General features: G+C 70.3%; 23 protein-coding genes. 5 read left to right on the top strand and 18 right to left on the bottom strand.

Annotation, left to right across the window (positions count from 1 at the left end; genetic code table 11):
* Positions 1-8: 8 nt before the first annotated feature.
* The 3 genes from FU260_RS24085 to FU260_RS07325 are packed head-to-tail and all read left to right on the top strand — an operon-like array spanning position 9 to position 1,935.
* Positions 9-458: an ABC transporter permease gene (locus FU260_RS24085; protein WP_244951270.1), complete on the top strand. Its 450-nt coding sequence runs from the start codon at positions 9-11 to the stop codon at positions 456-458.
* Entirely contained in the window at positions 458-1,405 is a 948-nt protein-coding gene (locus FU260_RS07330) for an ABC transporter substrate-binding protein (RefSeq protein ID WP_147916468.1), read from the top strand. Before FU260_RS24085 ends, FU260_RS07330 begins: the two co-directional genes overlap by 1 nt.
* A gap of 14 nt (positions 1,406-1,419) precedes the next feature.
* Positions 1,420-1,935: a mycothiol transferase gene (locus FU260_RS07325; RefSeq protein WP_147916467.1), complete on the top strand. Its 516-nt coding sequence runs from the start codon at positions 1,420-1,422 to the stop codon at positions 1,933-1,935.
* Positions 1,936-2,018: 83 nt separating this feature from the next.
* On the opposite strand, the gene galE is transcribed toward FU260_RS07325, so the two are convergent.
* The 18 genes from galE to FU260_RS07230 form a co-directional block, all read right to left on the bottom strand.
* The gene (gene galE / locus FU260_RS07320) at positions 2,019-3,020 is read right to left on the bottom strand and encodes a UDP-glucose 4-epimerase GalE (RefSeq protein ID WP_147916466.1); all 1,002 of its coding nucleotides are present in this window, start codon (positions 3,018-3,020) and stop codon (positions 2,019-2,021) included.
* A 35-nt stretch (positions 3,021-3,055) separates the two neighbouring features.
* The gene (locus FU260_RS07315) at positions 3,056-3,625 is read right to left on the bottom strand and encodes a hypothetical protein (protein ID WP_147916465.1); all 570 of its coding nucleotides are present in this window, start codon (positions 3,623-3,625) and stop codon (positions 3,056-3,058) included.
* Between the two features lie 247 nt (positions 3,626-3,872).
* Positions 3,873-5,309, bottom strand: coding sequence for a bifunctional folylpolyglutamate synthase/dihydrofolate synthase (locus tag FU260_RS07310; protein WP_147916464.1), 1,437 nt, complete (start codon positions 5,307-5,309; stop codon positions 3,873-3,875).
* Entirely contained in the window at positions 5,300-8,566 is a 3,267-nt protein-coding gene (ileS, locus tag FU260_RS07305; RefSeq protein WP_147916463.1) for an isoleucine--tRNA ligase, read from the bottom strand. Before ileS ends, FU260_RS07310 begins: the two co-directional genes overlap by 10 nt.
* Before the next feature lie 249 nt (positions 8,567-8,815).
* Positions 8,816-9,958: a PIN domain-containing protein gene (locus tag FU260_RS07300; RefSeq protein ID WP_147916462.1), complete on the bottom strand. Its 1,143-nt coding sequence runs from the start codon at positions 9,956-9,958 to the stop codon at positions 8,816-8,818.
* Between the two features lie 124 nt (positions 9,959-10,082).
* On the bottom strand, positions 10,083-11,525 hold the full coding sequence (locus FU260_RS07295; protein WP_147916461.1) for a class I adenylate-forming enzyme family protein: 1,443 nt from the start codon (positions 11,523-11,525) through the stop codon (positions 10,083-10,085).
* A 34-nt stretch (positions 11,526-11,559) separates the two neighbouring features.
* Positions 11,560-12,435, bottom strand: a complete 876-nt coding sequence (locus FU260_RS07290; protein ID WP_147916460.1) for an SDR family NAD(P)-dependent oxidoreductase — start codon at positions 12,433-12,435, stop codon at positions 11,560-11,562.
* Between the two features lie 5 nt (positions 12,436-12,440).
* On the bottom strand, positions 12,441-13,280 hold the full coding sequence (locus FU260_RS07285; protein WP_147916459.1) for an HpcH/HpaI aldolase/citrate lyase family protein: 840 nt from the start codon (positions 13,278-13,280) through the stop codon (positions 12,441-12,443).
* Positions 13,281-13,355: 75 nt separating this feature from the next.
* Positions 13,356-13,850 (bottom strand): MaoC family dehydratase, encoded by a 495-nt coding sequence (locus FU260_RS07280; protein WP_147916458.1) that lies wholly within the window; start codon positions 13,848-13,850, stop codon positions 13,356-13,358.
* Positions 13,847-15,181 (bottom strand): acyl-CoA dehydrogenase family protein, encoded by a 1,335-nt coding sequence (locus FU260_RS07270; RefSeq protein ID WP_235912230.1) that lies wholly within the window; start codon positions 15,179-15,181, stop codon positions 13,847-13,849. The genes FU260_RS07280 and FU260_RS07270 overlap by 4 nt, the downstream gene beginning before the upstream one ends.
* A 34-nt stretch (positions 15,182-15,215) precedes the next feature.
* Positions 15,216-17,396, bottom strand: a complete 2,181-nt coding sequence (locus FU260_RS07265; protein ID WP_187368372.1) for an acetyl/propionyl/methylcrotonyl-CoA carboxylase subunit alpha — start codon at positions 17,394-17,396, stop codon at positions 15,216-15,218.
* Between the two features lie 5 nt (positions 17,397-17,401).
* Positions 17,402-19,009: a carboxyl transferase domain-containing protein gene (locus FU260_RS07260; protein ID WP_147916457.1), complete on the bottom strand. Its 1,608-nt coding sequence runs from the start codon at positions 19,007-19,009 to the stop codon at positions 17,402-17,404.
* Positions 19,010-19,157: 148 nt separating this feature from the next.
* A complete protein-coding gene (locus FU260_RS07255) occupies positions 19,158-19,853 on the bottom strand; it encodes a GNAT family N-acetyltransferase (RefSeq protein ID WP_147916456.1) in 696 nt (231 codons plus the stop codon).
* A gap of 61 nt (positions 19,854-19,914) precedes the next feature.
* Positions 19,915-20,517 carry a TetR/AcrR family transcriptional regulator gene (locus FU260_RS07250; protein ID WP_147916455.1) on the bottom strand — a complete coding sequence of 201 codons (603 nt, stop codon included), beginning with the start codon at positions 20,515-20,517 and terminating at the stop codon, positions 19,915-19,917.
* A gap of 35 nt (positions 20,518-20,552) precedes the next feature.
* Positions 20,553-21,290: an ABC transporter permease gene (locus FU260_RS07245; RefSeq protein ID WP_147916454.1), complete on the bottom strand. Its 738-nt coding sequence runs from the start codon at positions 21,288-21,290 to the stop codon at positions 20,553-20,555.
* Positions 21,290-22,006, bottom strand: coding sequence for an ABC transporter ATP-binding protein (locus tag FU260_RS07240; RefSeq protein ID WP_147916453.1), 717 nt, complete (start codon positions 22,004-22,006; stop codon positions 21,290-21,292). The genes FU260_RS07245 and FU260_RS07240 overlap by 1 nt, the downstream gene beginning before the upstream one ends.
* A gap of 93 nt (positions 22,007-22,099) precedes the next feature.
* The gene (locus FU260_RS07235) at positions 22,100-22,897 is read right to left on the bottom strand and encodes a hypothetical protein (RefSeq protein ID WP_147916452.1); all 798 of its coding nucleotides are present in this window, start codon (positions 22,895-22,897) and stop codon (positions 22,100-22,102) included.
* Complete coding sequence (locus FU260_RS07230; RefSeq protein ID WP_147916451.1) at positions 22,890-23,399, bottom strand: RNA polymerase sigma factor; 510 nt, start codon at positions 23,397-23,399, stop codon at positions 22,890-22,892. Before FU260_RS07230 ends, FU260_RS07235 begins: the two co-directional genes overlap by 8 nt.
* Before the next feature lie 132 nt (positions 23,400-23,531).
* On the opposite strand from FU260_RS07230, the gene FU260_RS07225 reads away from it, so the two are divergent.
* Together FU260_RS07225 and FU260_RS07220 are read left to right on the top strand one after the other, a co-directional pair.
* Entirely contained in the window at positions 23,532-24,290 is a 759-nt protein-coding gene (locus FU260_RS07225) for a hypothetical protein (protein ID WP_147916450.1), read from the top strand.
* A gap of 238 nt (positions 24,291-24,528) precedes the next feature.
* Positions 24,529-25,548 carry a putative F420-0 ABC transporter substrate-binding protein gene (locus FU260_RS07220; protein ID WP_147916449.1) on the top strand — a complete coding sequence of 340 codons (1,020 nt, stop codon included), beginning with the start codon at positions 24,529-24,531 and terminating at the stop codon, positions 25,546-25,548.
* Positions 25,549-25,551 lie beyond the last annotated feature (3 nt).

Raw genomic sequence — 25,551 nt, 5'->3', positions numbered from 1 at the left:
TAGTCTTCGTGGTGCTCGGTGTTCCCGCGGTGCTGGCCGGTGCCTATGCCGGGATCGAGTCGGTGGATCCGGACGTGGTGGACGCCGCCCGGGCGATGGGGATGACCGAGTGGCAGATCCTGCTTCGGGTGGAAGCCCCGATCGGCCTCGGGCTACTTCTCGGCGGGCTGCGCAGCGCCACTCTGCAGATCGTGGCGACCGCCGTGCTCGCCGCCTACGTAGGCTTGGGTGGCCTCGGTATCTACATCATCCGCGGGATCGCGATCCGGACTTATGAACAGATGCTCGGCGGCGCGCTGGTGATCGTGGCACTCGCCCTGGTGCTGGACGGCCTGTTCGCACTGATCATGTGGCTCCTCGCCCGCTCCCGCCGCGTACCGGACCAAGTCCCTGGGCCGGGCAGCCCCGCCGAGACCGAGACCTCGCACTCCCCCGCTGTTGCAACGGAAGGATCCTGATGACTACTCCTGCCACGCCGCGCTCCTGGCGCCGCACCGCCCCCGCCGGCTTGGTGGCCGGCCTCGCCCTGGCGCTGGTGGCCGCCTGCGGCTCCGGTGACCCGCTGGAGGACCCGGACGACGCTGGATCCGAGGACGGCGGCGGTGGCGCAGACACCATCGTGGTGGGCTCGCAGGCCTACTACTCCAACGAGATCATCGCCGAGGCCTACGCCCAGGTGCTCGAGGATGCCGGTTACACCGTGGAGCGGCAGTTCCAGATCGGGCAGCGGGACGCCTACCTGCAGGCGATGGATGACGGGGATGTGCAGGTGTTGCCGGAGTACACCGGCAACCTGCTGCAGTTCTACGCCGAGGACACCGAGGCACGTAGCCCGGAGGACGTCGCCGCGGCGCTTCCGGATGCGCTGCCGGAGGGGCTGGCGGTGTTGAACTACGCCGAGGCGCAGGATGCCGACTCCTACAACGTGACCACCGAGTTCTCCGAGTCGAACGCCATCACCAGCCTCGCGGATCTGGCCGACTACGACGGCACGATCACCGTAGGCGGCAACGCTGAGCTCGAGTCCCGCCCCTACGGTCCGCCCGGACTGAGCGACTTCTACGGAGTGCAGGTGGAGTTCACCTCGATCGGCGACAGCGGCGGCCCGCTCACCAAGGATGCGATCCGGGACGGCACGATCACCATGGGCGACATCTACACCGCCGACCCGGACCTGGCCACCGGGGACTTTGTCACCCTGGAGGACCCGGAGAACATGATCCTGGCGCAGAACGTGGTGCCGCTCGTCTCCGCCGACCTCAGTGAGGAACTGGCCGAGGTGCTGGACCCGGTCAGCGAGGCGCTGACCACTGACGCGCTGATCCAGATGAACGCTGCCAGCGTGAACGACCAACAGGACTCTGCCACGATCGCCGAAGGCTGGCTCGCCGAGGCGGGTCTGTGACCGAGAGGAGCATGATGACCGCTGCCACCGATCTGCTCAAGGACGGGTTCGCCCGCGTGGAGCAGGTACTGACCGGCGCCTTGGACGGGATCGGGCCGGCTGAGCTGGAGGCTCGGATCGATCCGGAGGCGAACTCGATCGCCTGGCTCGCCTGGCACCTGACCCGCGTGCAGGACGATCACGTGGCGGAGGTGGCCGGCACCGAGCAGGTGTGGACCGCCGACGACTGGGCGGGGCGCTTCGGCCTCCCGTTCGAGACCGGCGACACCGGTTTCGGGCACAGCAGCGCCCAGGTAGCGCAGGTGCGTGGGCTCAGCGCTGCCGACCTGGTCGACTATCACCGCGCCACCCATGCGGCGACCGCGCGCTACCTGGCCACCCTCACCGACGCCGACCTGGACCGGGTGGTGGACGATGCCTGGGATCCGCCGGTCACGCTCGCCGTGCGGCTGATGAGCGTGCTCGGTGAGGACCACCAGCATGCTGGCCAGATCGCCTTCCTGGCCGGAGCGCTCGCGCGCGGGGCTTGATCCACCAATCTCGTGAGCGCTCCCTGGTGCGAGAACCGCGAGTGTCGACGCGCCCGGGAGCGTTCGCGGCCCAGGGAGGCCGGCTAGCCGCCGAGCACCTCGGACCGCCGCCGCATCCAGTCGAGCGAGGAAGCAATACCGGCCTCAAGGCTGAGCTCGGCACGCCAGCCGAGCAGCTCGGCCGCCCGGTCCACGTTCGCGAACGCGCCGACGGCGTCACCCGGCCGGGGAGGTGCGGTCACCACCGGCACACTCACCCCGCTCACCCGCTCGACGGCGGAGTGCAGCTCCCGGACCGTCACGCCCTGACCGGTGCCCACGTTGAGCACCAGATGGTCGGTCTCGGCGTGCGCGAGCGCATCGTCGAAGCGTTCCAGGGCGCGCACATGTGCCCGGGCCAGGTCCCATACGTGCACGTAGTCGCGCAACCCGGTGCCGTCTCGGGTGGGTAGGCCGGTGCCGGTGAGAGTGAAGCTCTCCTGTTCCCCGAGGGCGGTGCGCACCAGCTGGCCGAGGACATGGCTGGGCACACCGGCGTAGACGCCGCTGCGCAGCTCCGGGTCCGAGCCGATCGGGTTGAAGTAGCGCAACACCACCGCCCGCAGGTCGGTACCGGCACTCAGATCGGCAAGGATCTCCTCGACCATCAGCTTGGTGCGCCCGTACGGGGAGGACGGGGCGAGTAGATGGTCCTCGTGCACCTCGAAATCCGGTGCCGGTCCGTACACCGCCGCTGAGGAGGAGAACAGCACTCGCGGCCTGCCTGACCGCGTCAGCTCGTCGAACAGTTCCAGCGACTTGGCCACGTTGTTGCGGTAGTACTCATACGGCTGCGCGATCGATTCCGGGACCACCGTACGGGCGGCCATATGCACGGTGGCACTGATCTCCGGATGCTCGACGAGGATCCGCCGCAGCAGCTCTCGGTCGGCGATATCACCGTGGTAGAAGATCCGGCCCTCGGTGAATGCCCGCTCCCCCGCGACCAACGAGTCCAGCAGCACCGGGACGTGGCCGGCCTGCTCCAGCGCACGAGCGGTCACGGAGCCGATATACCCGGCGCCGCCGGTGACCAGAACCTTCATGCCGCCCAGAGTACTGATGATGGCGCCAGCGGCGGTCAGGCAGTGCTCCCCGCGGGACCGCCGTGCTCCGCACCCTCACGCTGATGCAGCTGCGGCCTCAGGCCCACCGCCAGCGCGTACACGCGGTCATCCAGGCCTGCGACCCGGTCATCCAACCGGGCGACGCGCGTGTCCACGCCGGCCACCCGATCATCGAGACGCGCGATCCGCTCATCGAGCCTCACGACACTCGAATCAAGGCTGGCGACGCGGTCGTCCAACCCGGTGATCCGCTCATCCAGGCCAGCAATGTCGCCCTTGAGCTCCGTCCGCAACCCGGCAAGGCGCTCATCCAAACCGGCAAGGTCACCCTTGAGCTCCGTCCGCAACCCGGCAAGGCGCTCATCCAAACCAGCAATGTCGCCCTTGAGCTCCGTGCGTACCTCCGAGAGCTCAGCCTTGAACTCCATGCGTAGCTCCGAGATACCGTCCCTCATCTCGGTGCGGAAACTACTCATCTCTGCGTGAAGCCGTTTGGTCGACGCGTTCAGGGCACTGTAGAGCGCAATCGCTACGCCCAGCAGGGCGGCGATCGACACCCACATCTCCAGGCCCAACGTGATCACTCCTTCAGTGTGGATCATCGACGATGGCGATTCCACCACTGAACCGTCTCACCCGCTGCTGGGGCCGACGGGGGCTGTGGATAGCCCGGCATCTTCAGTTCACCGGCGATGCGATCACACTCGCGTTCCCGCGTCAGTATGCCCTGCCGCGCTCACGAGCGCTCGCTCATGCGGCCGGCAACCCCCTCACTCATGCGGCCGGCAATCGCTCGCTCCTCGCACGAGCAGGCACTCCCGACCGACGGGGTCAGTCCTTCTTCCCGAAGACCGCCCGAGCCTCGCCGGCCAGGATCACCGACCCGGTCACCAGGACACCGGTGCCGGTGGCGATCTGGTCCCGCTCGCCCTGCTCGGCGAGGTCCGCAGCCAGGGAGATTGCCTCGGCCAGGTTGGCCTGCACGTGCACCACGTCCTCGTCGAAGATGTCCCGGGCGATCTCGGCGAGGTCGTCGGGATCCATCGACCGCATCGAGGTGGACTGGCTGATCACCACCTCGTCCAGCAGCGGCTCCAGCACCGACAGGATGCCTTCGGCGTCCTTGTCCGCCATCACGCCGACCACACCGACCAGCCGGGTGAACGCGAACGCCTCCTCCACGGCGTCGACCAGGACCTGGGCACCGGCCGGGTTGTGGGCCGCATCGACCAGCACCGCCGGGCTGGACCGGACCAGCTCCAGCCGGGCCGGGGAGGTCACGTCCGCGAATGCGGCCTCCACCACCTCACCGGAGAGCGCCCCGCCACCGAGGAACTGCTCGACGGCGGTCAGCGCCAGCAGCGCATTCTGCGCCTGGTGGGCGCCGTGCAGCGGCAGGAAGATCTCGGTGTATAGCCCGGCGGGGGTGCGCAGGTTGATCAGCTGTCCACCGACGCCCACCATCCGCTCGGCCACCTCGGCGTCATAGCCCTGCGCGACCACGCGGGCGCCCTGCTGGACGGCCCGCTGGGCGAGGACCACAGCCACCTCCTCCGGCTGCTCGGCGGAGACCACGACAGCGGGTGGGTCGAGCTTTTTGATGATCCCGGCCTTGACGCCGGCAATCTCCTCCAGCTCGCGGCCGAGCCAGCGTTCGTGGTCCCGCGCGATCGGGGTGAACACCGCAACTTCGCCGTCGATCACGTTCGTGGAGTCCCACTCCCCGCCCAGGCCCACCTCCACCACAGCCACCTCGATCGGGGCGTCGGCGAAGGCGGCGTAGGCCATCGCGGTGAGCACTTCGAAGAAGTTCAGCCGGCTCTGCCCACGCTCGGCCAGGCTGGTGTCCACCATCTGCACATAGGGTTCGATGTCGCGCCAGGTGTCCACGAACTGCTCGGCGCTGATCGGCTCGCCGTCGATCGAGATCCGCTCGCGCACCGAGTGCAGGTGCGGGGAGGTGAACCGGCCGGTGCGCAGCCCCACCTCCCGGAGCAGGCGCTCGATCATCCGGGCGGTGGAGCTCTTCCCGTTCGTCCCGGTGAGGTGGATCGCTCGGTAGGCATGCTGCGGGGAGCCGAGCAGATCCACCAGTTCGGCGACGCGGTCGATCGTCGGTGAGATCTTGTGCTCCGGCGCGCGGGCGACGATCCCGGCGTAGATCTCAGCAGCCTCCGCCTCGGCGGCGGCTGCGGCGGCCTGTTCGGCCGGAGACTTCACCGGCTTGTCCTCTTCGCCGTACCCGTACCGGTGACTGGTCACGTCCATTGCAGGTCCTTCGCCAGTTCGATCCCGACAGAGTGATCCGGATCGTTGGTGGCCGCCATTGCGTCCACCCGCACCGAGGTGGCGAGCGTCTCCGCGGCGATGAAGTCGGACCGGTCGGCAACGGCCTGGGCCCAGTTGCCCGGCACTCCGAGCGCGAGCGTGATCCGGTCGGCCACGTGCAGACCGGCGGCCTTGCGCGCGTCCTGCACCTGGCGCACCACGTCCCGGGCGTACCCGTCCCCGAGCAGCTCATCATCCAGCTCCAGGTCCAGCACCACGAAACCACCGCCGTCGAGCACGCCCGCAGCGATCGTGTCCCCGAACCGGTCCTCGATCTCGGTGCTCAGGGTGAACTCCCCCTCCTGCAACACGATCCCGTCGGCCACCACGGTCCCGTCCGCGGCCTGCTGCCAGGCTCCCGACCGGGAGGCGGCGATCGCCTGCTGCACCAGCTTGCCCAACCGCGGCCCAGCGGCGCGGGCGTTCACGGTGAGCTTGGTGTAGACGCCGTACTCGGCGGCCGCACCGTCAGCGAGGTTCAGCACCTCCACGGACTTCACGTTCACCTCTTCCGCGATCAGGTCGGTGAACGGAGCCAGCGCCTCGGGGGTGTCCACGGCCACCCGCACCCGGCGCAGCGGCTGGCGCACCCGGAGCTGGTTCGCCTTGCGCAGTCCGTGCGTGGTGGAGACCACGTCCCGGACGGCGTCCATCGCCTCGACCAGGTCGTCGTCGGCCACCAGAGCGGCAGCGCTGGCATCGCCTGAGTTGCCGGGCACCGGCCAGTCGGTCAGGTGCACGCTGCGCCGGCCGGTCAGGCCCCGCCAGATCTCCTCGGTGACCATCGGTGCGAGCGGTGCCATCACCCGCAGCAGCACCTCGAGCGCGGCGTACAGCGTGCGATAGGCGCCCTCGTCCTCCTCCCAGAACCGGTTCCGAGAGGTACGGACGTACCAGTTGGTGAGCACGTCCAGGTGCTCACGCACCCGGGCCACGGCACTAGCGATCTCATATGCCTCAAGATCAGCCCGGACCGCCTCGGTCAGCGACCGGGTGCGAGCGAGCACGTACCGGTCCAGCACGGCCAGCTCCGGTACCTCCTCCGCACGGGGAGGTCGAGCATCCAAGCCCGCTCCGCCGTCGCAGGTGTTCGCGTACAGCCCGAAGAAGTACCAGGTGTTCCACAGCGGGAGCAGCACCTGGCGCACCTGATCGCGGATCAATTCCTCAGCCACCACGAGGTTGCCCCCGCGCAGCACCGGGGAGCCCATCAGGGCGAGGCGCACCGCGTCGGAGCCGTGCTGGTCGTACATCTCGGCTGGGTCGGGGTAGTTGCGCAGCGACTTGCTCGCCTTGCGTCCGTCGTTGCCGAGCACGATGCCGTGGGAGAGCACCGTCCGGAACGCGGGCCGGTCGAACAGGGCGGTGGCCAGCACGTGCAGCAGGTAGAACCAGCCGCGCGTCTGCCCGATGTACTCCACGATGAAGTCACCCGGGTAGTGATGCTCGAACCAGTCGGTGTTCTCGAACGGGTAGTGCACCTGGGCGAACGGCATCGATCCGGAATCGAACCACACGTCCAGCACATCCGGGATGCGCCGCATCGTGGAGCGACCGGTCGGATCGTCCGGGTTCGGGCGGGTGAGGTCGTCGATGAACGGCCGGTGCAGATCATTCACCTGCACGCCGAACGCCTCCTCCAGCTCAGCGATCGAGCCGTACACGTCGATCCGCGGGTGAGCCGGGTCATCGCTGACCCACACCGGGATCGGCGTGCCCCAGTACCGGTTCCGGGAGATCGACCAGTCCCGCGCACCTTCAAGCCACTTGCCGAACTGGCCGTGCTTGATGTGCTCGGGCACCCAGGTGATCTGTTCGTTCAGCTCCACCATCCGGTCCCGGAACTGAGTCACGGCGATGAACCAGGACTCCACGCCCTTGTAGATCAGCGGGTTCTTGCACCGCCAGCAGTGCGGATAGGAGTGGTCGTAGGTCTCGTGCCGCAGCAGCACAGTGCCGGCCGTCACCGATCCGGCTGCCTCGCCGCGGGTGGCGGCCTTCAGGTCGGCAATGATCGGGGCGTTCGCGTCGAACACCAGCTGGCCGGCGTAGTCGCTGACCGGTTCGGTGAACTTCCCGTCCGGACCCACCGGCATCACTGCCTCGATGTTCTCCCGGTCGGTGACCACCTTGTCGTCCTCACCGAAGGCACCGGCGGTGTGCACCAGCCCGGTACCGTCCGACGTGGTGACGAAGTCGGCGGCCACCACCCGGAACGCGTTCTCGTGCCCGAGGTAGTAGCTGAACGGCGGGGTGTAGCTGCGGTCAAGCAGATCGGCGCCCTTCAGCCGGGCGACCACCTGCTCGGCCAGGTCCTCGACCCCCTCGTTGCGCAGCTCACGGTCATAGGCCTCCAGCCGGGCCTCGGCGAGTACGTAGCGTTCAGTCGTGCCGGTTGCCTTCGACTCCACCACCACGTAGTCGATGTCCTCGCCGACGACGATGGCCAAGTTGGACGGCAGTGTCCAGGGGGTAGTCGTCCAGACCAGGGCGATCTCGCCGGTGGACAGCCGCACTCCGACAGTCACCGCCGGATCCTGGCGCATCTGGTAGACGTCGTCGTCCATCCTCAGCTCATGGTTGGACAGCGGAGTCTCGTCCTGCCAGCAGTACGGCAGCACCCGATAGCCCTCGTAGGCCAGGCCCTTGTCGTAGAGCTGCTTGAACGCCCAGATCACCGACTCCATGTAGGTCAGGTCGAGAGTCTTGTAGTCGTTCTCGAAGTCCACCCACCGGGCCTGCCGGGTGACGTACTCCTGCCACTCCTTGGTGTAGCGAAGGACGGACTCGCGGCACTCTTTGTTGAACGCCTCGATCCCCATCTCCTCGATCTCGGCCTTGGTGGAGATGCCGAGCAGCCGCTCGGCCTCCAACTCGGCCGGCAGACCGTGGGTGTCCCAGCCGAACCGGCGCTCCACCCGCTTGCCGATCATCGTCTGGAACCGCGGAACGACGTCCTTGACGTACCCGGTGAGCAGGTGCCCGTAGTGCGGCAGCCCGTTGGCGAACGGCGGGCCGTCATAGAAGACGAACTCGTCCGCCCCGTCCTCGCCCGCCGGCCGTGCATCGATGGACGCCTGGAACGTGTCGTCGGCCTTCCAGTAGGCCAGCACGTCGGTCTCGACGGTCGGGAAACTCGGGGAGGGGGTGACCCCGTCAGCGTCGGTGTGCCGGGGGTAGTGGCGCTCGCTGCTCATCTGCGGTCCTTCGAGGTCGGATCTGTCCGAGGACGATCCGCGCCCGAGTAGGCGCGACCCGCGGTACCACCTCGTTTGCCGGCCCGCAGGGGGCCCGCCACTTCATCTGCGGCTGTGACGGGCCTACCCGTTCGGTTCTACTGGGCCCGGCAGGGCTGTTCTTCCGAAAGGCTCACCGGTGATAGCCGGGTCGATGCCTGTGCCCCCCAGTCTAGCGGAGGCACCAAGGGCGATTCCCGCCCGGCACGCTCACACGGTGAGCAGGTAGTCCTCGGCATCCTCGTCCCACCGCAGGACGACCACGCCAGCGGCCTCGGCACCCTTGATGAACTGCAGGAAGCTGCGGTAGCCGAGGGTCTTCTCGGAGAAGTCCGGCCGCTGCTTGCGCAACTGGTTCTTCAGTCCGGACAGCGGCACCGGACCGCCGGAGCCGGACACCACCGAGCGCAGCAGCGCGAACGCATCCTCGGTCTCCCCCTGTTCGGGCAGCGACACTTCCGGGTCCCCGGCGGCCGGGCCGGCGGCCAGCTCCACGATGCCGCGCTCGGCCAGGTGGCGCAGCACTTCGGAGAAGCTGCGGAACCCGTGGTCGGACTCGCTGAACGTGGGGTCCTTGCGCAGCAGCGTGCGCTTGAGCACCGACGCGGTGATCTCGCCGCTGGAGGAGGTCTGCAGCCCCGCCAGGGTCTGCGCCACCAGCACTTCCAGCGACTGGGATTCCTCGGAGCCGCTGGAATCGTCATCGTCGGCGGAGGTGGCGACAGGGTCGGCGGCATCCTCCGGGGCTGGCGTGGCGACCACGGGAGCCGGTCCGCCAGCGGCTCCGGTGCCGGTGCTGGAGCGGCCGGTGGCCGGCGGGCTCGCACTGCGGCGGCCTCGGCGACGGCGTTCGGTCGGTTCGCTCTCGTCCGGCGCCTCCACCCCTTCGAGCCGGTCGTAGAACAGGAACTCATCGCATGCCGGGGGCAGCAGCCGGGAGGTGGACAGTTCCACCCCCACGCCGATCACGCGCTTGTTCAGCTCGCGCAGCTTGTGCACCAGCGGGGAGAAGTCGCTGTCCCCGGTGCACATCACGAACGTGGAGATGTAGTCCCGCTCGAACGCCATCTCGATCGCGTCCACCACCATCTTGATGTCGGCGGCGTTCTTCCGGGAGGCGCCCATCCGTTGCGGCATCTCGATCAGCTCCACCTGGTGCCGGGTGAGCGAACGGCGGTCCTCGTCGAAGTAGGACCAGTCGGCGTACGCCCGGCGCACCACGACCCGGCCGCGCACGGCGAGCGCGTCGGCGATCGGACCGAAGTCGAAGGACATCCCGCCCAGATGGTCACGCGCCCCGAGGGCGAGGTTCTCGTAGTCGAGGAAGACGGCCAGACGCTCTTCGGAATCCATGTGTTGAACCCTAGAGCACCACCGGCGCTCGATGCCCGGCGCTCAGCCGGTAGGTCACGCCCGGAGCAGCACAGTCGTCGACGGCGGTGCTCCCCTGGCCTGCACGGGTCGCCCTGGTGGTGGCTCACCAGGGCAACAGGTGCCGCGGTGCGGCCGCGTCACCGAGGGCCGTCCGGGCCTCGGCGTGCAAAGTGGGCAGGTCCACAGTGCCGCGCACCCGAGCCGCGAGCACACTGCCGAGCCGCTGGTCGGGCTGCACCCGCACGGCCACCTCCTGCACCCCGGGCCGGGAACGCAGCCAGGCCGTCACCGCCGCCAGGCTGACCACATGCCCGCCGACCAGCACGGCATCGTCGCTACGCCCGACCAGCACCAGCCGGCCCGCCTCGTCCAGCCAGCCCCGGTCCTTGCTGTGGATCCACACCGGTTCTCCGGCGGCCCGCCACCGCGAGCGCAGCACCACCTCACCGACCTGTCCCACCGGTGCGACCCGGCCGGCCGGGTCGCGGATCTCGATCTGCACACCGGTGGCGGCGCGGCCAACGGTGGCTGGTACTGCCGCCAGGTCCGCAGGCCTGGCGATAGTCACCGTTCCGGCCTCGGTGCTGCCGTAATAGTTCACCAGCACCTCGCCGAGCCGGCGGTGCACGTCGGCGGTGAGCTCCTCCGGCAGGGGCGCAGACCCGGTGACGATTCGGCGCAGTCCACCCAGCGCAGCGCCCGCGGGGCTGCCCGGGCGGGCATCAGCGGCAGTAATCAGGTCGGCGAGCTGGGTCGGTAGCCCCACCCAGGTGCGCACGCGGTGCTCGGCCAGCTGGCTGAGCCCACGGTCCGGAGCGCGGGCGGCACCGAGCAGTACCGGCGACCCGAGCAGCAACCCGGCGGCGAGTGCGGACAGGCCGTGTCCGTGGCTGACCGGCGCGGCGAGGAGCATCGGTTCGGCCCGCCGCAGGCCGAGGGCCGCGATCAGCGAGACGAGAGTGGGCAGTTGGGCGAGGCCGACGTCCCGTTGGGTGCGCGGGTGCGGCCGACCGGTGGTGCCGGAGCTGTGCAACACCACCGCAGGTGCGCGCCGTCGCTGCCCCGACAGTCGGGGTCCGGTCCCGGCCAGGTCGTCGGCCCGCTGCCGCGCTGCCGCAACCTCCTCGGCGCCGGCCCGCGGCCCGACGAGCACCACGTCCACCCCGACCGTTCCGGCGGCGATCAGCGTGGCCACCAGGTGCCGGTCGTCGGCCCGGCTGACCACTACGGCACGCTCGTCGCGGAGGTCATCCGCCATTGCCGCCACCAGCTGCAGCAACGCGGTCCCGCTGACCGGCCCGCCGTCGTCGATGAGCACCGGAGCGTGCCTGGCGCGCCGCGCCGCCCAGATCCCCACCCCGGCCACGGTCAGCCCATACCCGCGAAGGCTGCCCGAACGCTCGGGCCCGGTGGCACCAGAGCTGCCGGTGCCAGCTGAGCCACACCTGCTGCCGACGCCGGTGAACGCGCCCAGTGCCGCGACGTCCTTCGGCCGCAGGCCCGCCGCCCGGAGCACGCTCGCCGCCTCCGGCACCAGGTGCCACATGGACCGGCGACTGCGCGCCGCGCGGCTCGGCCCGCTACCGGGCACGGGTGCTCGACCCGCCTGCGGGCGAACCAGCGGCGGCGATGCTCGTAGCAGCCAGCCGCTCCGCGGTCGCTGGTGCGGCAGCGGTCAGGACGCTACCCAGCCGCGCCCACCACGGGCTGATCACCCGGGGCCGGTGCACAATCGCGCGGCACAGCACCGCCGCCGCATCGGTCGCGGTCAGCGCCGGTAGCCGGTCATAGCCCCGGGTCGGGGCGCTCATCGCCGTGCGGACCAGGGGCAGGTGCACCGTGCTGATCTGCACCTCGTCGGCGGCCGCTTCCGGGCCGAGGCAGCGCAGCCACGCCTCGAACGCAGCCTTCGTCGCCAGATACCCGCTGAACCCAGGCCCAGGCAGCCCTACTCCGGCCGAACCGACCCAGACCAGGTGACCTCCGCCGTCGGCACGCATCGCCGCCAGCAGCGGCAGGGTGAGCGCCACCGGACCGGTGAAGTTCACCCCGGTGAGCCGTTCGATGTCGTGGAACCGGTCCGTGCTGGCTGCCACCGACCGGCGGATCGAGTGGCCGGCATTGGCCACCAGCACCGCCGGTGTGCCGTGCTCGGCCAGGATCCGTTCGGCCACGGCACGCGCGGCCCCGGTATCGCGCAGGTCCACCGGGTAGGCGTGCGCCGCCGGCCCGCAGCGGGCGGCGACAGCCTCCAGGGCCGCTGCGTCCCGGGCGAGCAGCGCCACGGTGGCGCCGACAGCGGCCAGGCGCACCGCCAGCTGCGCTCCGATACCGCGGGAGGCGCCGGTGATCACCACGATGCGGCCACGGACCACCTGGCCCACCTGCTCCGGCGACGGGCCGAGCCCGGCCATCCCGAGCAGCGCCCGCGCGCCTCGCGGCCAAGCCGCCGGCACGCGCGTCAGTCCGCGTCGCCGAGCTGCTCGGCACGGTCCAGCACGGCACGAGCCTGAGCGAGCATCGGCGCATCGATCATCCGGTCATCAACCCGGTGCACGCCGGCACCGGAGGCCTCCTCGAGCACCCGGCGGGCCCGGGCGACCGCCTCGGTGGTCGGCCGGTACGCGTCCCGGACCGCCGGCACCTGGTCCGGGTGGATGCACGCAGTGGCGGTGTAGCCGGAGGCGACCGCGTCCTCGGCCTCGGCGCGAAGCCCGATCATGTCCGCGATGTCCACATGCACCGCATCGATCGCGGCCTTGCCGAAGGCACGGGCGGCGAGCAGCACCCGGGAGCGGGCGTGCCGGGCGACCGGCCGGTACGGGGCGGCCACCCCGCCAGTACTGATCGAGAACCGGCTCGAGGTGCCACCGAGGGAGACCATCAGGTCCTCAGCGCCCCACATCAGCCCCACCACTGACGGTTCGGCGGCGATCTCCGGAGCGGCGAGCACACCGCGCGCGGTCTCGCACAGCGCCAGCACCTGCAGGTCGTCGAGATGCTGCACGTCCTCCGGGGTGCTCATCTTCGCCAGCATCACCGTGTGGTAGCCGGCCGCACGCACGGCGGAGAGATCCTCCTCGAGCTCACCGGAGGCCACTCCGTTCACCCGCACCACCGTGCGGCCGGGATCCAACGGGTGGGCCACCAGCGCCTCCCGGGCACTCGCCCGGTTCGCCACCGCATCCTCGAGGTCGAGGATCACGCCGTCGGACCGCTCGGCCGCTTTGGTGAACCGGTCCGGCCGGTCCGCCGGGCAGAACAGCAGCGCAGGTCCGAGGGTGAACGAACTGGTACTCATAGTGCCTTTCTCGCATCGATGCGGTCGCCCGGGCGGGCTCCGTCGGCCCATCGGCGGGCGATCGCCTCCATCTTCTCACTCCGTCGGAGCGAACCAGAGGAGCGCCGAGCGTACCGCTGTGGCCACGAGCTCGCCATGCTGGTTGTGCCCGGTGTGCTCGAAGGTGACCACACCCTGCCCGGGGCGCCTGTTCGACGGCCGCTTCGCCTGCACCACAGTCGAGGCGTACAGCGTGTCACCGTGGAACAGCGGCGCCGGGAAGGTGACGGTCTCGAAGCCAAGGTTGGCCACAGTGGTGCCCTGGGTCAGGTGCCCCACGGAGAGCCCGACCAGCGTGGCCAGGGTGAACAGCGAGTTCATCAACGGCTTGCCGAACGGCTGGCCAGCCGACCAGGCGGCGTCCAGGTGGAGTGCCTGCGGGTTCATGCTCAACGTGGAGAAGAGCACGTTGTCGCTCTCGGTGAGCGTCCGACCCGGAGCATGCCGGTAGATCACGTCCAGCTCCAGCTCCTCGTAGTACAGCCCGCGCTGGCGGATCTCCCGCGGCGCAGGTTCGGGCTGCTCGCTCATCCGGTGGCCTCCGGCGCGGCCGGTGCCGCCGGTGCAGCCGGTGCCTCCGGCGCGGCCGGTGCCGCCGATGCCGCCGGTGCAGCCGGTGCAGCCGGTGCAGCCGGTGCAGCCGGTGCCTCCGGCGCGGCCGGTGCCGCCGATGCATCCGCTGGGCGGTGGCTGAACCCCGTATCGCACAGCCCGAGCTCTCGGGCGATCACGCCCAGCTGCACCTCGGTGGTGCCCTCCCCCACCTCGAGCACCTTCGAGTCCCGGTAGTGCCGGGCTACCACGTTCTCGGCGAGGAACCCGTAGCCGCCGAAGAGCTGGGACGCGTCGCGGGCATTCGCCACGGCAGCCTGGGAGCAGATCAGCTTGGCCAGCGAGGCCTGCAGCTTGAACCTCTCCCCGGAGGCCATCATCCGCGCAGCCTCCATCCAGGCCAGCCGCGCGGAGTGCACCCGAGCCTGCATCTCGGCCAGGGTGAACGCGACATACTGGTTGGTCGCGAGCGGCCGACCGAACACTTCCCGCTCCTTGGCGTAGGCCAACGCCTCCTCCAGGCAGCCCTCGGCGGCGCCGGAACACAGCGCGGCGAACGCCACCCGACCCTCGTCCAGGGAAGCGACGAAGTTGGCGTACCCGCGGCCGCGTTCGCCGAGCAGGTTCGCCTCCGGCACGCGCACGTCGGTGAGGGTGAGCGGATGGGTGTCCGAGGTGTGCCAGCCGATCTTGTCGTAGGCCGGGCCGACCTCCAGGCCTGGGGTGCCGGCCGGGACCAGGATCGCGGACAGCTCCGGAACGGTGGACCCGTCCGGCCGCCTCAGCTGCCCGGTGACGGCGGTAATGGTGATCACCGAGGTGATCGGTGTGCCGGAGTTGGTGATGAACTGCTTCGTGCCGTTGATCACCCACTGCCCGTCGGTCAGCTGGGCAGTGGTGGCGGTGCCGGAGGCGTCCGACCCGGAGCCGGCCTCGGTCAGTCCGAACGCCGCCAGGGCCTCTCCGCGGGCGAGCGCCGGCAGCCACTGCTGGCGCTGCTCACGGGTGCCGAACCGCAAGATCGGCAGCGCCCCGAGCCCGATGCCGGCCTCCAGGGTGACGCCCAGGGACTGGTCCACCCGGGAGATCTGCTCCACCGCGAGGCAGAAGCCCACGAAGTCGTCCTGGCCGCCGTACTCGGCCGGGAACGGGAGCGCGAACATCCCGTGCTGGCCCATCTGCGCGATGATCTCCAGCGGCAGCTCGCGCTTGCGGTCGTAGTCGTAGGCGGCCGGCCGGACCACGTCATCGGCGAAGGAGCGGACCTGGTCGGCGAGCGCGAGGTGCTCCGCGGTGAACCCGTAAGGCATGGTGACTTCCCTGTCTGATCTTGTGGATCGTTGCTCACCCCGGGTGATCTTGTGGATCGTCGGGGTCGATGTGGGCCAGCACCTGCTCTGCGGCGACCTGGTCGCCGACGCTGGCTGCCAGGTGGATTCTACCTGCGCTGCCCGCCCGCACCTGATATTCCATCTTCATCGCTTCCACGGTCACCAGCAGGTCCTCGGCAGCCACCAGGTCGTTCTCCAGCACGTGCACGGCCACCACAGTGCCGGGCATCGGGGATCGCACCTGGGCATCAGCCCTGGCCGCACGGGTCGTGCTGGCCACGGGCTGGGCGATCGCCAGATGGTGAGTCCTGGCGGGAGTATGCAGCCAGAGATCCTCCTCGGTCAGGGTGGAGTGCACCCGCACAGTTGTCCCGTCGATGCGGAGCAGCTGCTCGACGGCGGAGCCCGGCCGCAGGGTCAGGCTCACCTGGCGTAGCGGGTACTCGGCGGCTGTGGGTGCCGCCGGGGTGGCCAGGTCCGAGTCAGCAACCCCCACGGCGGCGTCGCGGGTCGGTGCCGCCGGCAGGACCTGGGCGGTCGCTGCTTCCGGCGCTCCGCTGATCGCCACACCGACGCCGCCAGTGGCCGTCTCGAATCGGTACACCGGTGGCTCCGGCGCACCGATCCGCCAGCCGGACGGCTGCGCCCAGAGACCGCCGCGCCAGCGAGCGGCGTGCCGCAGCAGCCCCGCGGCGATCACCGCCTCCTCCGGTAGTGGCCGCGGCGCGGCGGCGGGGCCCGTGGCTGCGGTCGCTCCCGTGGCGGTGCCCGTGGCTGCGGTCGCGCCCGTGGCGGTGGTGGTGGCACCGAAAGTGTCCAGGAAGGTGGTATCGGCGGTGCCGGCGCGTACATCCTCAGTGGCCAGCACCTGGCGCAGGTAGCCGATGTTGGTGTCCACCCCGAGCAGCACCGTCTCGGCGAGCGCGCCATCGAGGCGGTGCAGCGCCTCCGCGCGGTCGGCGCCGGTGGCGATCACCTTCGCCAGCATCGGGTCGTAGTGCGTGCTGACCACCGACCCGGCATCGATCCCGGCGTCCACCCGTACCCCGACCGGCCAGCGAACCTGGTGCACAGTGCCGGTGGCTGGCAGGAAGCCGGCGTCCGGGCGTTCGGCGTAGATCCGGGCCTCCACAGCGTGCCCGGCGGGGTGCAGCTGACCGGGGTCGAGGTCGAGCCGGTCCCCGGCGGCGAGACGCACCTGCCAGGCCACCAGGTCCACACCGAGCACCGCCTCGGTGACCGGGTGCTCCACCTGCAGCCGGGTGTTCATCTCCAGGAAGGCGAACTGCTCCGGATCCTCAGCGGAGACGAGGAACTCCACTGTGCCCGCACCGCGATAGTCCACGCTCGCGGCGACCGCGCACGCGGCCTCGGCCAGCCGGGTGCGGGTGGGACCGTCGAGCAGAGTGGCCGGTGCCTCCTCGATCACCTTCTGGTGCCGGCGTTGCAGCGAGCAGTCCCGCTCCCCCAGCGCCACCATTCGGCCGTGCACATCGGCGAGCACCTGCACCTCGATATGCCGGGGTGCAGGCAGGAATCGCTCGACCAGCAGGGTGTCGTCGCCGAACGCGGCAGCGGCGACCCGGCGGGCGGAGGCGATCGCCTCGGGTAGTGCGGCGGCGTCCTCGGCGCGGACCATCCCTTTGCCGCCGCCCCCGGCCGAAGGCTTGATGAGCACCGGGAAGCCGAGACTGGCGGCCACCTCGGCCAGCGCCCGGTCCCGCTCGCCCGGGTCGGCCCCGTCAACTGGCGCGCCGTGCCCCGTGTCCGCAGGGTGTTCGGCCACGCCGTCGATCACCGGTACCCCGGCCGCCCGGGCCAGCTCCTTCGCCCGGATCTTGTCCCCCATCGCTGCCAGTGCCGCTACCCGGGGGCCGATGAAGGTGATCTGAGCCTCGGCGCAGGCGCGCGCCAGCGCGGGGCTCTCGGAGAGGAAGCCGTACCCGGGGTGGATCGCCTCGGCCCCGGTAGATCGGGCCGCGGCGATGATCGCGGCCACGTCCAGATAGGACTTGCTCGCCCGAGCCGGCCCCAGCCGCACGGCGACGTCTGCCTGCAGAACGTGCGGCGCGCCGTCGTCGGCATCGGAGTACACCGCTACAGAGCGGATCCCCAGCGCGCGCAGGGTAGCGATGATGCGCACGGCGATCTCACCGCGGTTCGCCACCAGGACTGTCTCGAAAGGGATCGTCATCGCGATCACATCCGGAACAGGCCGAAGCCTGGTGCGGGCAGCGGGGTGCGGGAGCACACGTCCAGCGCCAGACCGAGCACGGTGCGGGTGTCCGCCGGGTCGATGAGGCCGTCGTCCCAGAGCCGGGCGGTGGCGTAGTACGGGTTGCCCTGGCGTTCGTACTGCTCGCGCACCGGTGCGGCCAGTGCCTCGGCGGCGGCGTCGTCGAACTCCTCACCGCGGGCCGCCGCCTGGTCGGCGCGGACAGTGGTGAGCACCTTCGCGGCCTGTTCCCCGCCCATCACCGAGATCCGCGCCTGCGGCCACATCCACAGGAACCGCGGTGCGTAGGCGCGCCCGCACATCGAGTAGTTGCCGGCACCGAAGGACCCGCCGACCACCACGGTGAGCTTGGGTACCCGGGTGGTGGCCACGGCGGTGACCATCTTCGCGCCGTGCTTGGCGATCCCGCCGGCCTCGGCGTCCTTGCCGACCAGGAAGCCGGAGATGTTCTGCAGGAACAGCAGCGGGATGCCGCGCTGGTCGCACAGCTCGATGAAGTGGGCGCCCTTGACCGCCGACTCGCTCAGCAGCACCCCGTGGTTGGCGACGATGCCCACCGGGTGGCCGTGGATCCGGGCGAAGCAGGTGACCAGGGTGGCTCCGTACTCCGCCTTGAACTCGTGGGTCTGGCTGCCGTCGACGATCCGGGCGATGATCTCGCGCGGGTCCTGGGCGGTGCGCAGATCCGTGGTGACCGCACCGTAGAGCGTGTCCGGATCGACGGCGGGGGGCCGGGTCTCGTGCACATCCCAGGCCGGCGGGAGCGGTGGTGGCAACGTGGCGACCGCGTCGCGCAGGATGGCCAGGGCGTGCGGGTCGTCCTCGGCGAGGTGGTCCACCACGCCGGAGGTGCGGGCGTGCAGGTCGCCGCCGCCGAGCTCCTCAGCGGTGACCTCCTCGCCGATCGCTGCCTTCACCAACGGCGGGCCGCCCAGAAAGATCGTGCCCTGCCCGCGCACGATCACGGACTCGTCGCTCATCGCCGGCACGTACGCACCGCCGGCGGTGCAGGAGCCGAGCACTGCGGCCAGCTGCGGGATACCGGCGGCGGACATGGTCGCCTGGTTGGCGAAGATCCGGCCGAAGTGGTCGGCATCGGGGAACACCTCGTCCTGCATCGGCAGGTAGGCGCCACCGGAGTCCACCAGGTACAGGCAGGGCAGCCGGTTTTCGGCGGCGATCTGCTGGGCGCGCAGCTGCTTCTTCACCGTCATCGGGTAGTAGGTGCCGCCTTTGACAGTGGCATCATTCGCGAGCACCATCACCTGCCGGCCGGCGACCGTGCCGATCCCGGCGATCACCCCCGCCCCGGGAGACTCCCCGTCGTACAGGTCCCACGCCGCCAGCGGCGCGATCTCCAGGAACGGGCTGCCGGGATCGAGCAGCACCCGGATGCGCTCCCGCGGGAGCAGCTTGCCGCGCTGGACGTGCCGGGTACGGGAGCGTTCCGGACCGCCGCGGGCCACCTGCGCGAGGCGCTGGTGCAGCTCGGTGGCCAGGGCGCGCTGGGCCACCTCGTTCGCCGTGAACTCTTCGCTCGCCGGGTCTGCGGCGGTGGTCAGAATCGGCATCGACTCTCCTTACCTCGTGCGGGGATCGCCCGCAGGGTCAGGATGCCACGGGGGCGATGGCCGCGGGCGGAGATCGCTGCGCCCGCCCTACGGGGTGGTTCCGACGCATGTGGCGCGTCGGAACCACACCGCAGCGCAGAACGCCAGCTCAGCGCTCCGCGGGGATCTGCAGGAAATCGCGCAGTTCGGCCACACCCGCCAGGTGCACATGGCCGAGGAGCTCGGTGTGGGCGGCCGCCTGGGCGTCGAAGTTCGCACGGTCCATCCGGTAGTGCCGGTGCTCGGTGGGCTTGCCCTCACGGCCCTGCCGGCTGCTGCCGTTCGGGCGGTAGCCGAGCTTGGCGGAGACAGCGTTCGAGGCAGGGTTGTCCGCCCACGCGGAGGTGGTCGCGGTCTCGGCGCCGAGCCCCTCGAACGCCAGGTACAGCATCAGCGCGCGCATCTGCGTACCGAGGCCCTGCCCCTGATGCGCCTGACCGAGCCAGGAGCCGGAGGTGACGCAGCGGGCGACTGGGAAGTCGTCAGCCTCGATCGCTTGGATCCCTACCGGCTCGCCGCGGTGCAGCACCGCCAGCTCCAGGCTCCAGCTGTGGGCAGTGACCGCCGCGCGGGCGCGCCACTGATAGACGAGCACACTCCGGGCCACCTCCGTAGGCGTCCCCCGGGTCCACGGGAACAGGAACGGCATCGTGCCCGGGTCGTGCACCCCGCGCGGGGCGAGCTCCGCCAACTCGATGAGCAGGTCGTCGTCGAGGTAGCGCAACTCCAGGTCACCAGCCCGGGCGCGCAGCAGGCTCGGCGGCCAGAGGGTCCGCAGACGGTCGAGAGAGGTGAGGTGGGACATGGCGGAACGGTAGAGCCACCCGAGCGGCCTGGGCAACGGGTTTGCCTCCGCTGCCGCGATCTCAGCTGAGGTCGCCGGTCAGGTATCGCTGCACCGTGGGGGCCACCGCGGAGACCACCTGCTCATGGTCCATGCTCGCGATCGGCTCCACTCCGATCAGGTACCGCACCAAGACCAGCCCGAAGATCTGCGAGGCGACCAGATCGGCGCGGATCGGCATCTCGCCGGCCGGCACCACGCCGTCGAGCGCGGTAGTGAGCCGGCGGACCACCTGGCGGGTGAAGAACTCCCGGAGCAGCCGCGCGGACAGGTCGTTCGCCAGTGCCCCACGCAGCAGCGCCCGGAACCCTGGGCCGGTGCCAGGTGACTCGAGCATGGTCAGGAACATCCGCACCACCCGCTCGCCCAGGTGGTCCACATCGCCCTGGATCACCTGCGGGATCAGCTCACCCGGGTCGGCGGGCGGTGCGACCGCCGCCACGAACAACTCTTCCTTGGTGCCGAAGTAGTGGTGCACCAGGGCCGGGTCCACCTCGGCTGCAGCCGCGATCGCGCGGATCGAGGCACCCTCGTACCCGTTCTCGGCAAACTGCTCCCGGGCGGCCGCCAGGATCTGCGCCTTCGCCCCCGAGTTCCCCGGGCGTCTCCCGGTCCGCCGTGCCACGTCAGCACCCTAACCGGCGCGCGGCGCACACCCGGTCACGCACTGCGGCGGCGCAATGTCAGCCCACCGAGCGCCAGCGCGAGCACGACCGCGCCGAGCACGATGCCCAGGTCCCGCCACATCACCCCGGTCGGATCGACGTTCGCCCCGACCTCCAGCAGTGCTTCCACCGAGTAGGACAGCGGTAGCACGTTGCTGATCGCCTCCAGCCAGCCAGCCATCTGCTCCCGGGGCACGAACAGTCCGCAGAGGAGGATTTGCGGGATCGCCACAGCGGGCATGAACTGCACCGCCTGGAACTCGGTGCGCGCGAACGCGCTGCAGAGCAACCCCAGCGCCACGCCGAGCACCGCATTCGCCACCGCGATCAGGATCACCAGCCACACCGGCCCGGCGGTCTCCAGCCCGAGCAGCCAGTACGCCAGACCGGTGGCCACCGCACCTTGGGCCGTAGCCGCCAGCGCGAACGCGAGACCGTAGGCGAACAGGATGTCCAGCTTGCCGATCGGGGTGGTCAGCAACCGTTCCAGCGTGCCCGAGGTGCGTTCGCGAAGCATGGCGATCGAAGTCACCACGAACATCAGCACGAACGGGAAGATGCCGAGCATCACCAGGGCGGCCCGCTGGAAGGACGGGTCGTTGCCGGAGAACATGTACTTCACCAAGGTGAGCAGCACGATCGGCATCAGCAGCACCAGCGCCATCGTCGGGCGGTCGTGGCGCAACTGGCCGAGGATCCGGCCCACTGTGGCGCCGAGCAGCCGGGCATGCATCAGGCCGCCTCCGTCCGCCGGACCAGACGACCGAACGCCTCGTCCAGGTCCTCGCAGCCGGCCTTAGCCTTCAGTGCCGCAGGAGTCCCGGTGTGCAGCAGGGCGCCGTCGCGGATCAGCACCAGCTCATCACACCGGTTCGCCTCGTCCATCACGTGGCTGGAGACCAGGATCGTGGTCCCCCGTGCGGCCAGATCGTGGAACTGCTGCCACAGCTCGTCGCGGAGCAGCGGGTCCTGGCCGACGGTCGGTTCGTCCAGGACCAGCAGGTCCGGCTGAGCGACGATCGCGCAGGCCAGCGAGGCGCGGGAGTGCTGCCCGCCGGAGAGGGTGCGGCTCACCTGGTCGGCGTGGTCGGTCAGGCCGACGGCGTCGATCGCCCGGGCGGCAGCGTCCCGGCCGAGCCGGTACAGCGAGGCGAAGTAGCGGACATTCTCTGTGACCGTCAGGTCGGCATAGATGCTCGGTGCCTGGGTCATGTACCCGATCCGGTGGCGCAGCGGGGGGCTACCGGCCGCGTGGCCGAGCACCTCGACGGAGCCGGAACGCACCCGTTGCACCCCGACGATGGCGCGCAGCAGCGTGGTCTTCCCGCTGCCGCTGGGGCCGAGCAGCCCGGTCACCGATCCGGCCGGCACGCTCAGGTCGACGCCCCGCACCACAGTGCGCCCGCCGCGATCCACCACCAGTCCGGTGATCTCGATAGCAGCGTCCATCGCTCGTCCTTCCGCCAATAATTCAACGGTAGATGAATTACTGGCGAGCAGCAATAGCACGGCGCGTACGTCAGCTCGAGCCGGGCCGGCGAGTCAGCCGAGGGCGGACTGCGCCGGCACCTCGGTCTGCTCCCCGTCGGTGGTAGTCACCGTGAGCGAGCCGGCGAACTCCACCTCGCCCGGGAACCAGACGATCCACCACCCGTCGGCGACGGTGGCATCGGCGAAGCTACCGTCGGCGGTGGTCACCCGCACGCTGGTCACGTCCGAGCCGGCGGTGCCGACCGCCATGGTCAGCGGCCCGAGGTCCGGGAACGGTTCCTGGGTGCCGCCCTCCAGGAACGTCACCTCACCAGGGCCCTCCGGCTCGATGGACTGCTCCGGGGGCCAGGCGACGCCTTCCGCTCCGCGCTGCACCCCGCCCTCCGCCTCGGGATCCGGCATCACGAAGCACCACTGGTAGCCGGCGTCAGCCACGGACAGCATCATCCGGTAGTCACCGCGCTGCTCGGCGATGGTCGGGGTCACCTCGACCATCTCCTGCCCCAGCGGGATCTCACTGGGTGGGCAGAGCTCGGCCATCTCCTCGAGCCCGGCCGGTGCAAGCTCGGTGGGGGTGGCGGTCCAGCTCGCATATGCCTCCGGCGAGTTCTGCGGGATCAGCGTGAACACTCCGACCAGCAACAGCACCGCCGCCGCTGCACCGGCGAGGATCCGGCGGGTCGGCCGGGAGATCGGGCGCGGCACCACGTCCGCGGTCGGTACCGTGTCCGCCTCGGCGTCGATCCGGGCCCGAATCTCCTCGCGGAGGGTCGCCGAGACCGGCACCTCGCCGGTGGGTACCGGGTTCAGGGTCTTCACTGCGCGCAGCAGTGTCGAGTCTTCAGGCACGCCGCACCCCCGAGGTGGTCCGGTCGATCAGATGCAAGAGTCGGCGGCGCGCCCGGTAGAGACGGACGGCGTAGGCGGCCTTGGTGCAGCCCAGCACAGTCGCAGCCTCGTCCTGGGTCAGCTCGTCCCAGGCGGTGAGGGCGATGACTTCCCGCTCATTGTCGGTGAGCCTGTTCCAGGCGCGCACCAGATCGGTACGGCCCGCGATCGCTGCTGCCGGGTCCGGGGAGGACACCGGCCCTTGAGCAGCCAGGTGCACCCGCAAGGAGCGCTGCCGGTGATGCGAGCGCTCGTGGTTGCGCAGGATGTTGCGGGCGACGGCGAACAGCCAGCCCCGCGCCGGATCGGGGACATCGTCGATCCGGCGCCACGTGACAACGAAGGTCTCGGCCACCACGTCCTCCGCATCCCCAACTTCTGACCGGCGGCGGATGAAGGCCAACAACTCCTGATGGTGAGCCCTGTACAGGGCGTCGAACCGTCCCTCCGGGTCGGCCCTCATCCGCCGCCTCCCCGTCCCTTACACCTAGATATGTCCGGCACCCCCGAGATGATTACAGACGAGTTTTCTGAGAGCATCACTGCATCGGACGCAGTGCCGGCCGCCGAGAGCCGGTGGGGAGAGGGATCGACGATGATGACTCCAGACCAGCAGCACATCCGCCACAGCGCGAGTTCGGCGCCGTCGCTCCCGGCACCGCAGGCCTCACGGCGGCGCCGGGCACGCACGGTCACCGTAGCGGCACTGACCTCCATGCTCCTGACCGTCGGGGCCGCACAAGCACTCGCCACACCGGGCCGCGACGCCCCGACGGACGAGCCGTCGACACCGGGAACGAACGCCAGCGCCACCGAGTGGCAGGACTGGTCCAGCGACCTGTTCGCCGAGGCACGCAGCACGGACTGGGCCGCGGATTCCGCCACCCGCGGGTGTGAGCTGATCTCGGTCGACATTGTGAGCACCACTGTGCCAGAGGGCACCTTCGCCGGAGCACCCGCCGAGCTCGAGGTGCCGATGGTCGACCGAGAAGAGGACTGCACCTCCTCCCCCGAGGCGCAGCAGCTCTCCGCGAACGCCACCGTGGCGAGTGCCTGCCGGTCCATCAGCGGACCGAGCACGATCTGCCTGAACCGCTCCGGGAGCTACGTGGTGGCTTCTTACACCTACCGCGGCGGCGGGTCCACCCAAGGATTCCTGCGGGTCTACGAGCGGTCCAGCTCCTCCGGTTGCGGTACCGGCAGCACGCTCGGCACCCGGTCCGGCACTTTCTACAGCGGCACCACCTACAGCCGCTCGGTCTACCACGCCGGCTACGACCACTTCTCCGCAGCGTTCTGGCACAAGGCCTGGTGGGGCCACACGAACTGGGGCGCGGTGTGCGACAGCCTCTGACCCACGCCGGCGGCTGAGCCGCATCGAACGGGCGTCTGCAGTGCGATTGGCGTATCTGCAGCGCCGCGATATGCGCCTCCGGTACCGATCCGCGCTGCAGACGGCCGTCGAGCGCGCCGGCAGGTTAGACTTCGTCGCACGGACACCCTGGGGCTGATGTGCCCCGGGCACGACCGGCCGGATCTGGCCGGATGGTCCCGCACCCACCATCGCTTCCTGCTGTGCTGGAGTTCTGCCCGTGCCCCGTCGTGCCCCGATCGCTGCCGCTGTGCTCGCGTTCCTCACCGTCACCGCCTGCTCGACCGCCGACGGCGGAGCCTCGCCGGACGAGGAGGACGTCACCTCCTCCGGTGGTGCCGCCTCCGCAGACACCGGCGGCTACCCGCTGACCGTGGACAACTGCGGTACCGAGGTCACCGTCGATGCTCCCCCGCAGCGGATCGTGACCATCAAGTCCACCTCCACCGAGCTGGTGTTGGCTCTCGGTCTGGCGGACCGGCTGGTCGGCACCGCGTTTGCCGACGGCCCACTCCCGGACGACCTGGCCGAAGCGGGGGGTGAGGTTCCGGTGCTCGCCGAGCGCGCGCCGTCCTCGGAAGTGGTGCTCGCCGCTGAACCCGACTTCGTGCTCGCCGGCTGGGAGTCCAACTTCTCCGCCGACTCGGCCGGGGAGCGCAGCGAGCTGACCGAGCTGGGCATCGCCACCTACGTGAACCCGGCCGCCTGCCTGGAAGAGGACTACCAGCCGAACCCGCTGACGTATCAGCACATCTTCGATGACATTCTCGAAGCCGGGGACCTGCTCGGCGCACCGGAGGGGGCCGAGGCCCTGGTGGCCGAGCAGCGGGATGCCCTGGCTCAGGTGCAGCCCTCCAGCGAGGACCTGACCGCACTGTGGTACTCCTCCGGTTCGGACATCCCGTACGTCGGCGGTGGGATCGGGGCGCCACAGCTGTTGCTGGAGACCGTCGGGCTGCAGAACATCATGGCCGACGTCGAGGAGTCCTGGGCATCGGGGTCCTGGGAGGCGATCGCTGCGCAGAACCCGGACGTGATCGTGCTGGTGGACTCGGCGTGGAACACCGCCGAGCACAAGATCGAGGTGCTCGAATCCTCCCCGGTGACCTCGACGATGGACGCGGTGATCGACGAGCGCTACCTGGTGCTGCCGTTCCCCGCCAGCGAAGCCGGAGTACGCAGCGCACCCGCCGCCGTCGACCTGGCCGACCAGCTCGCCGACCTGACCGGGCAGAGCTGAGCG

Origin of the sequence: Ruania zhangjianzhongii (assembly GCF_008000995.1) — a bacterium.
GTDB lineage: Bacteria > Actinomycetota > Actinomycetes > Actinomycetales > Beutenbergiaceae > Ruania > Ruania zhangjianzhongii.
The sequence above is the reverse complement of the archived record's forward strand: the minus strand, read 5'-3'. Positions and strand labels throughout refer to the sequence as shown.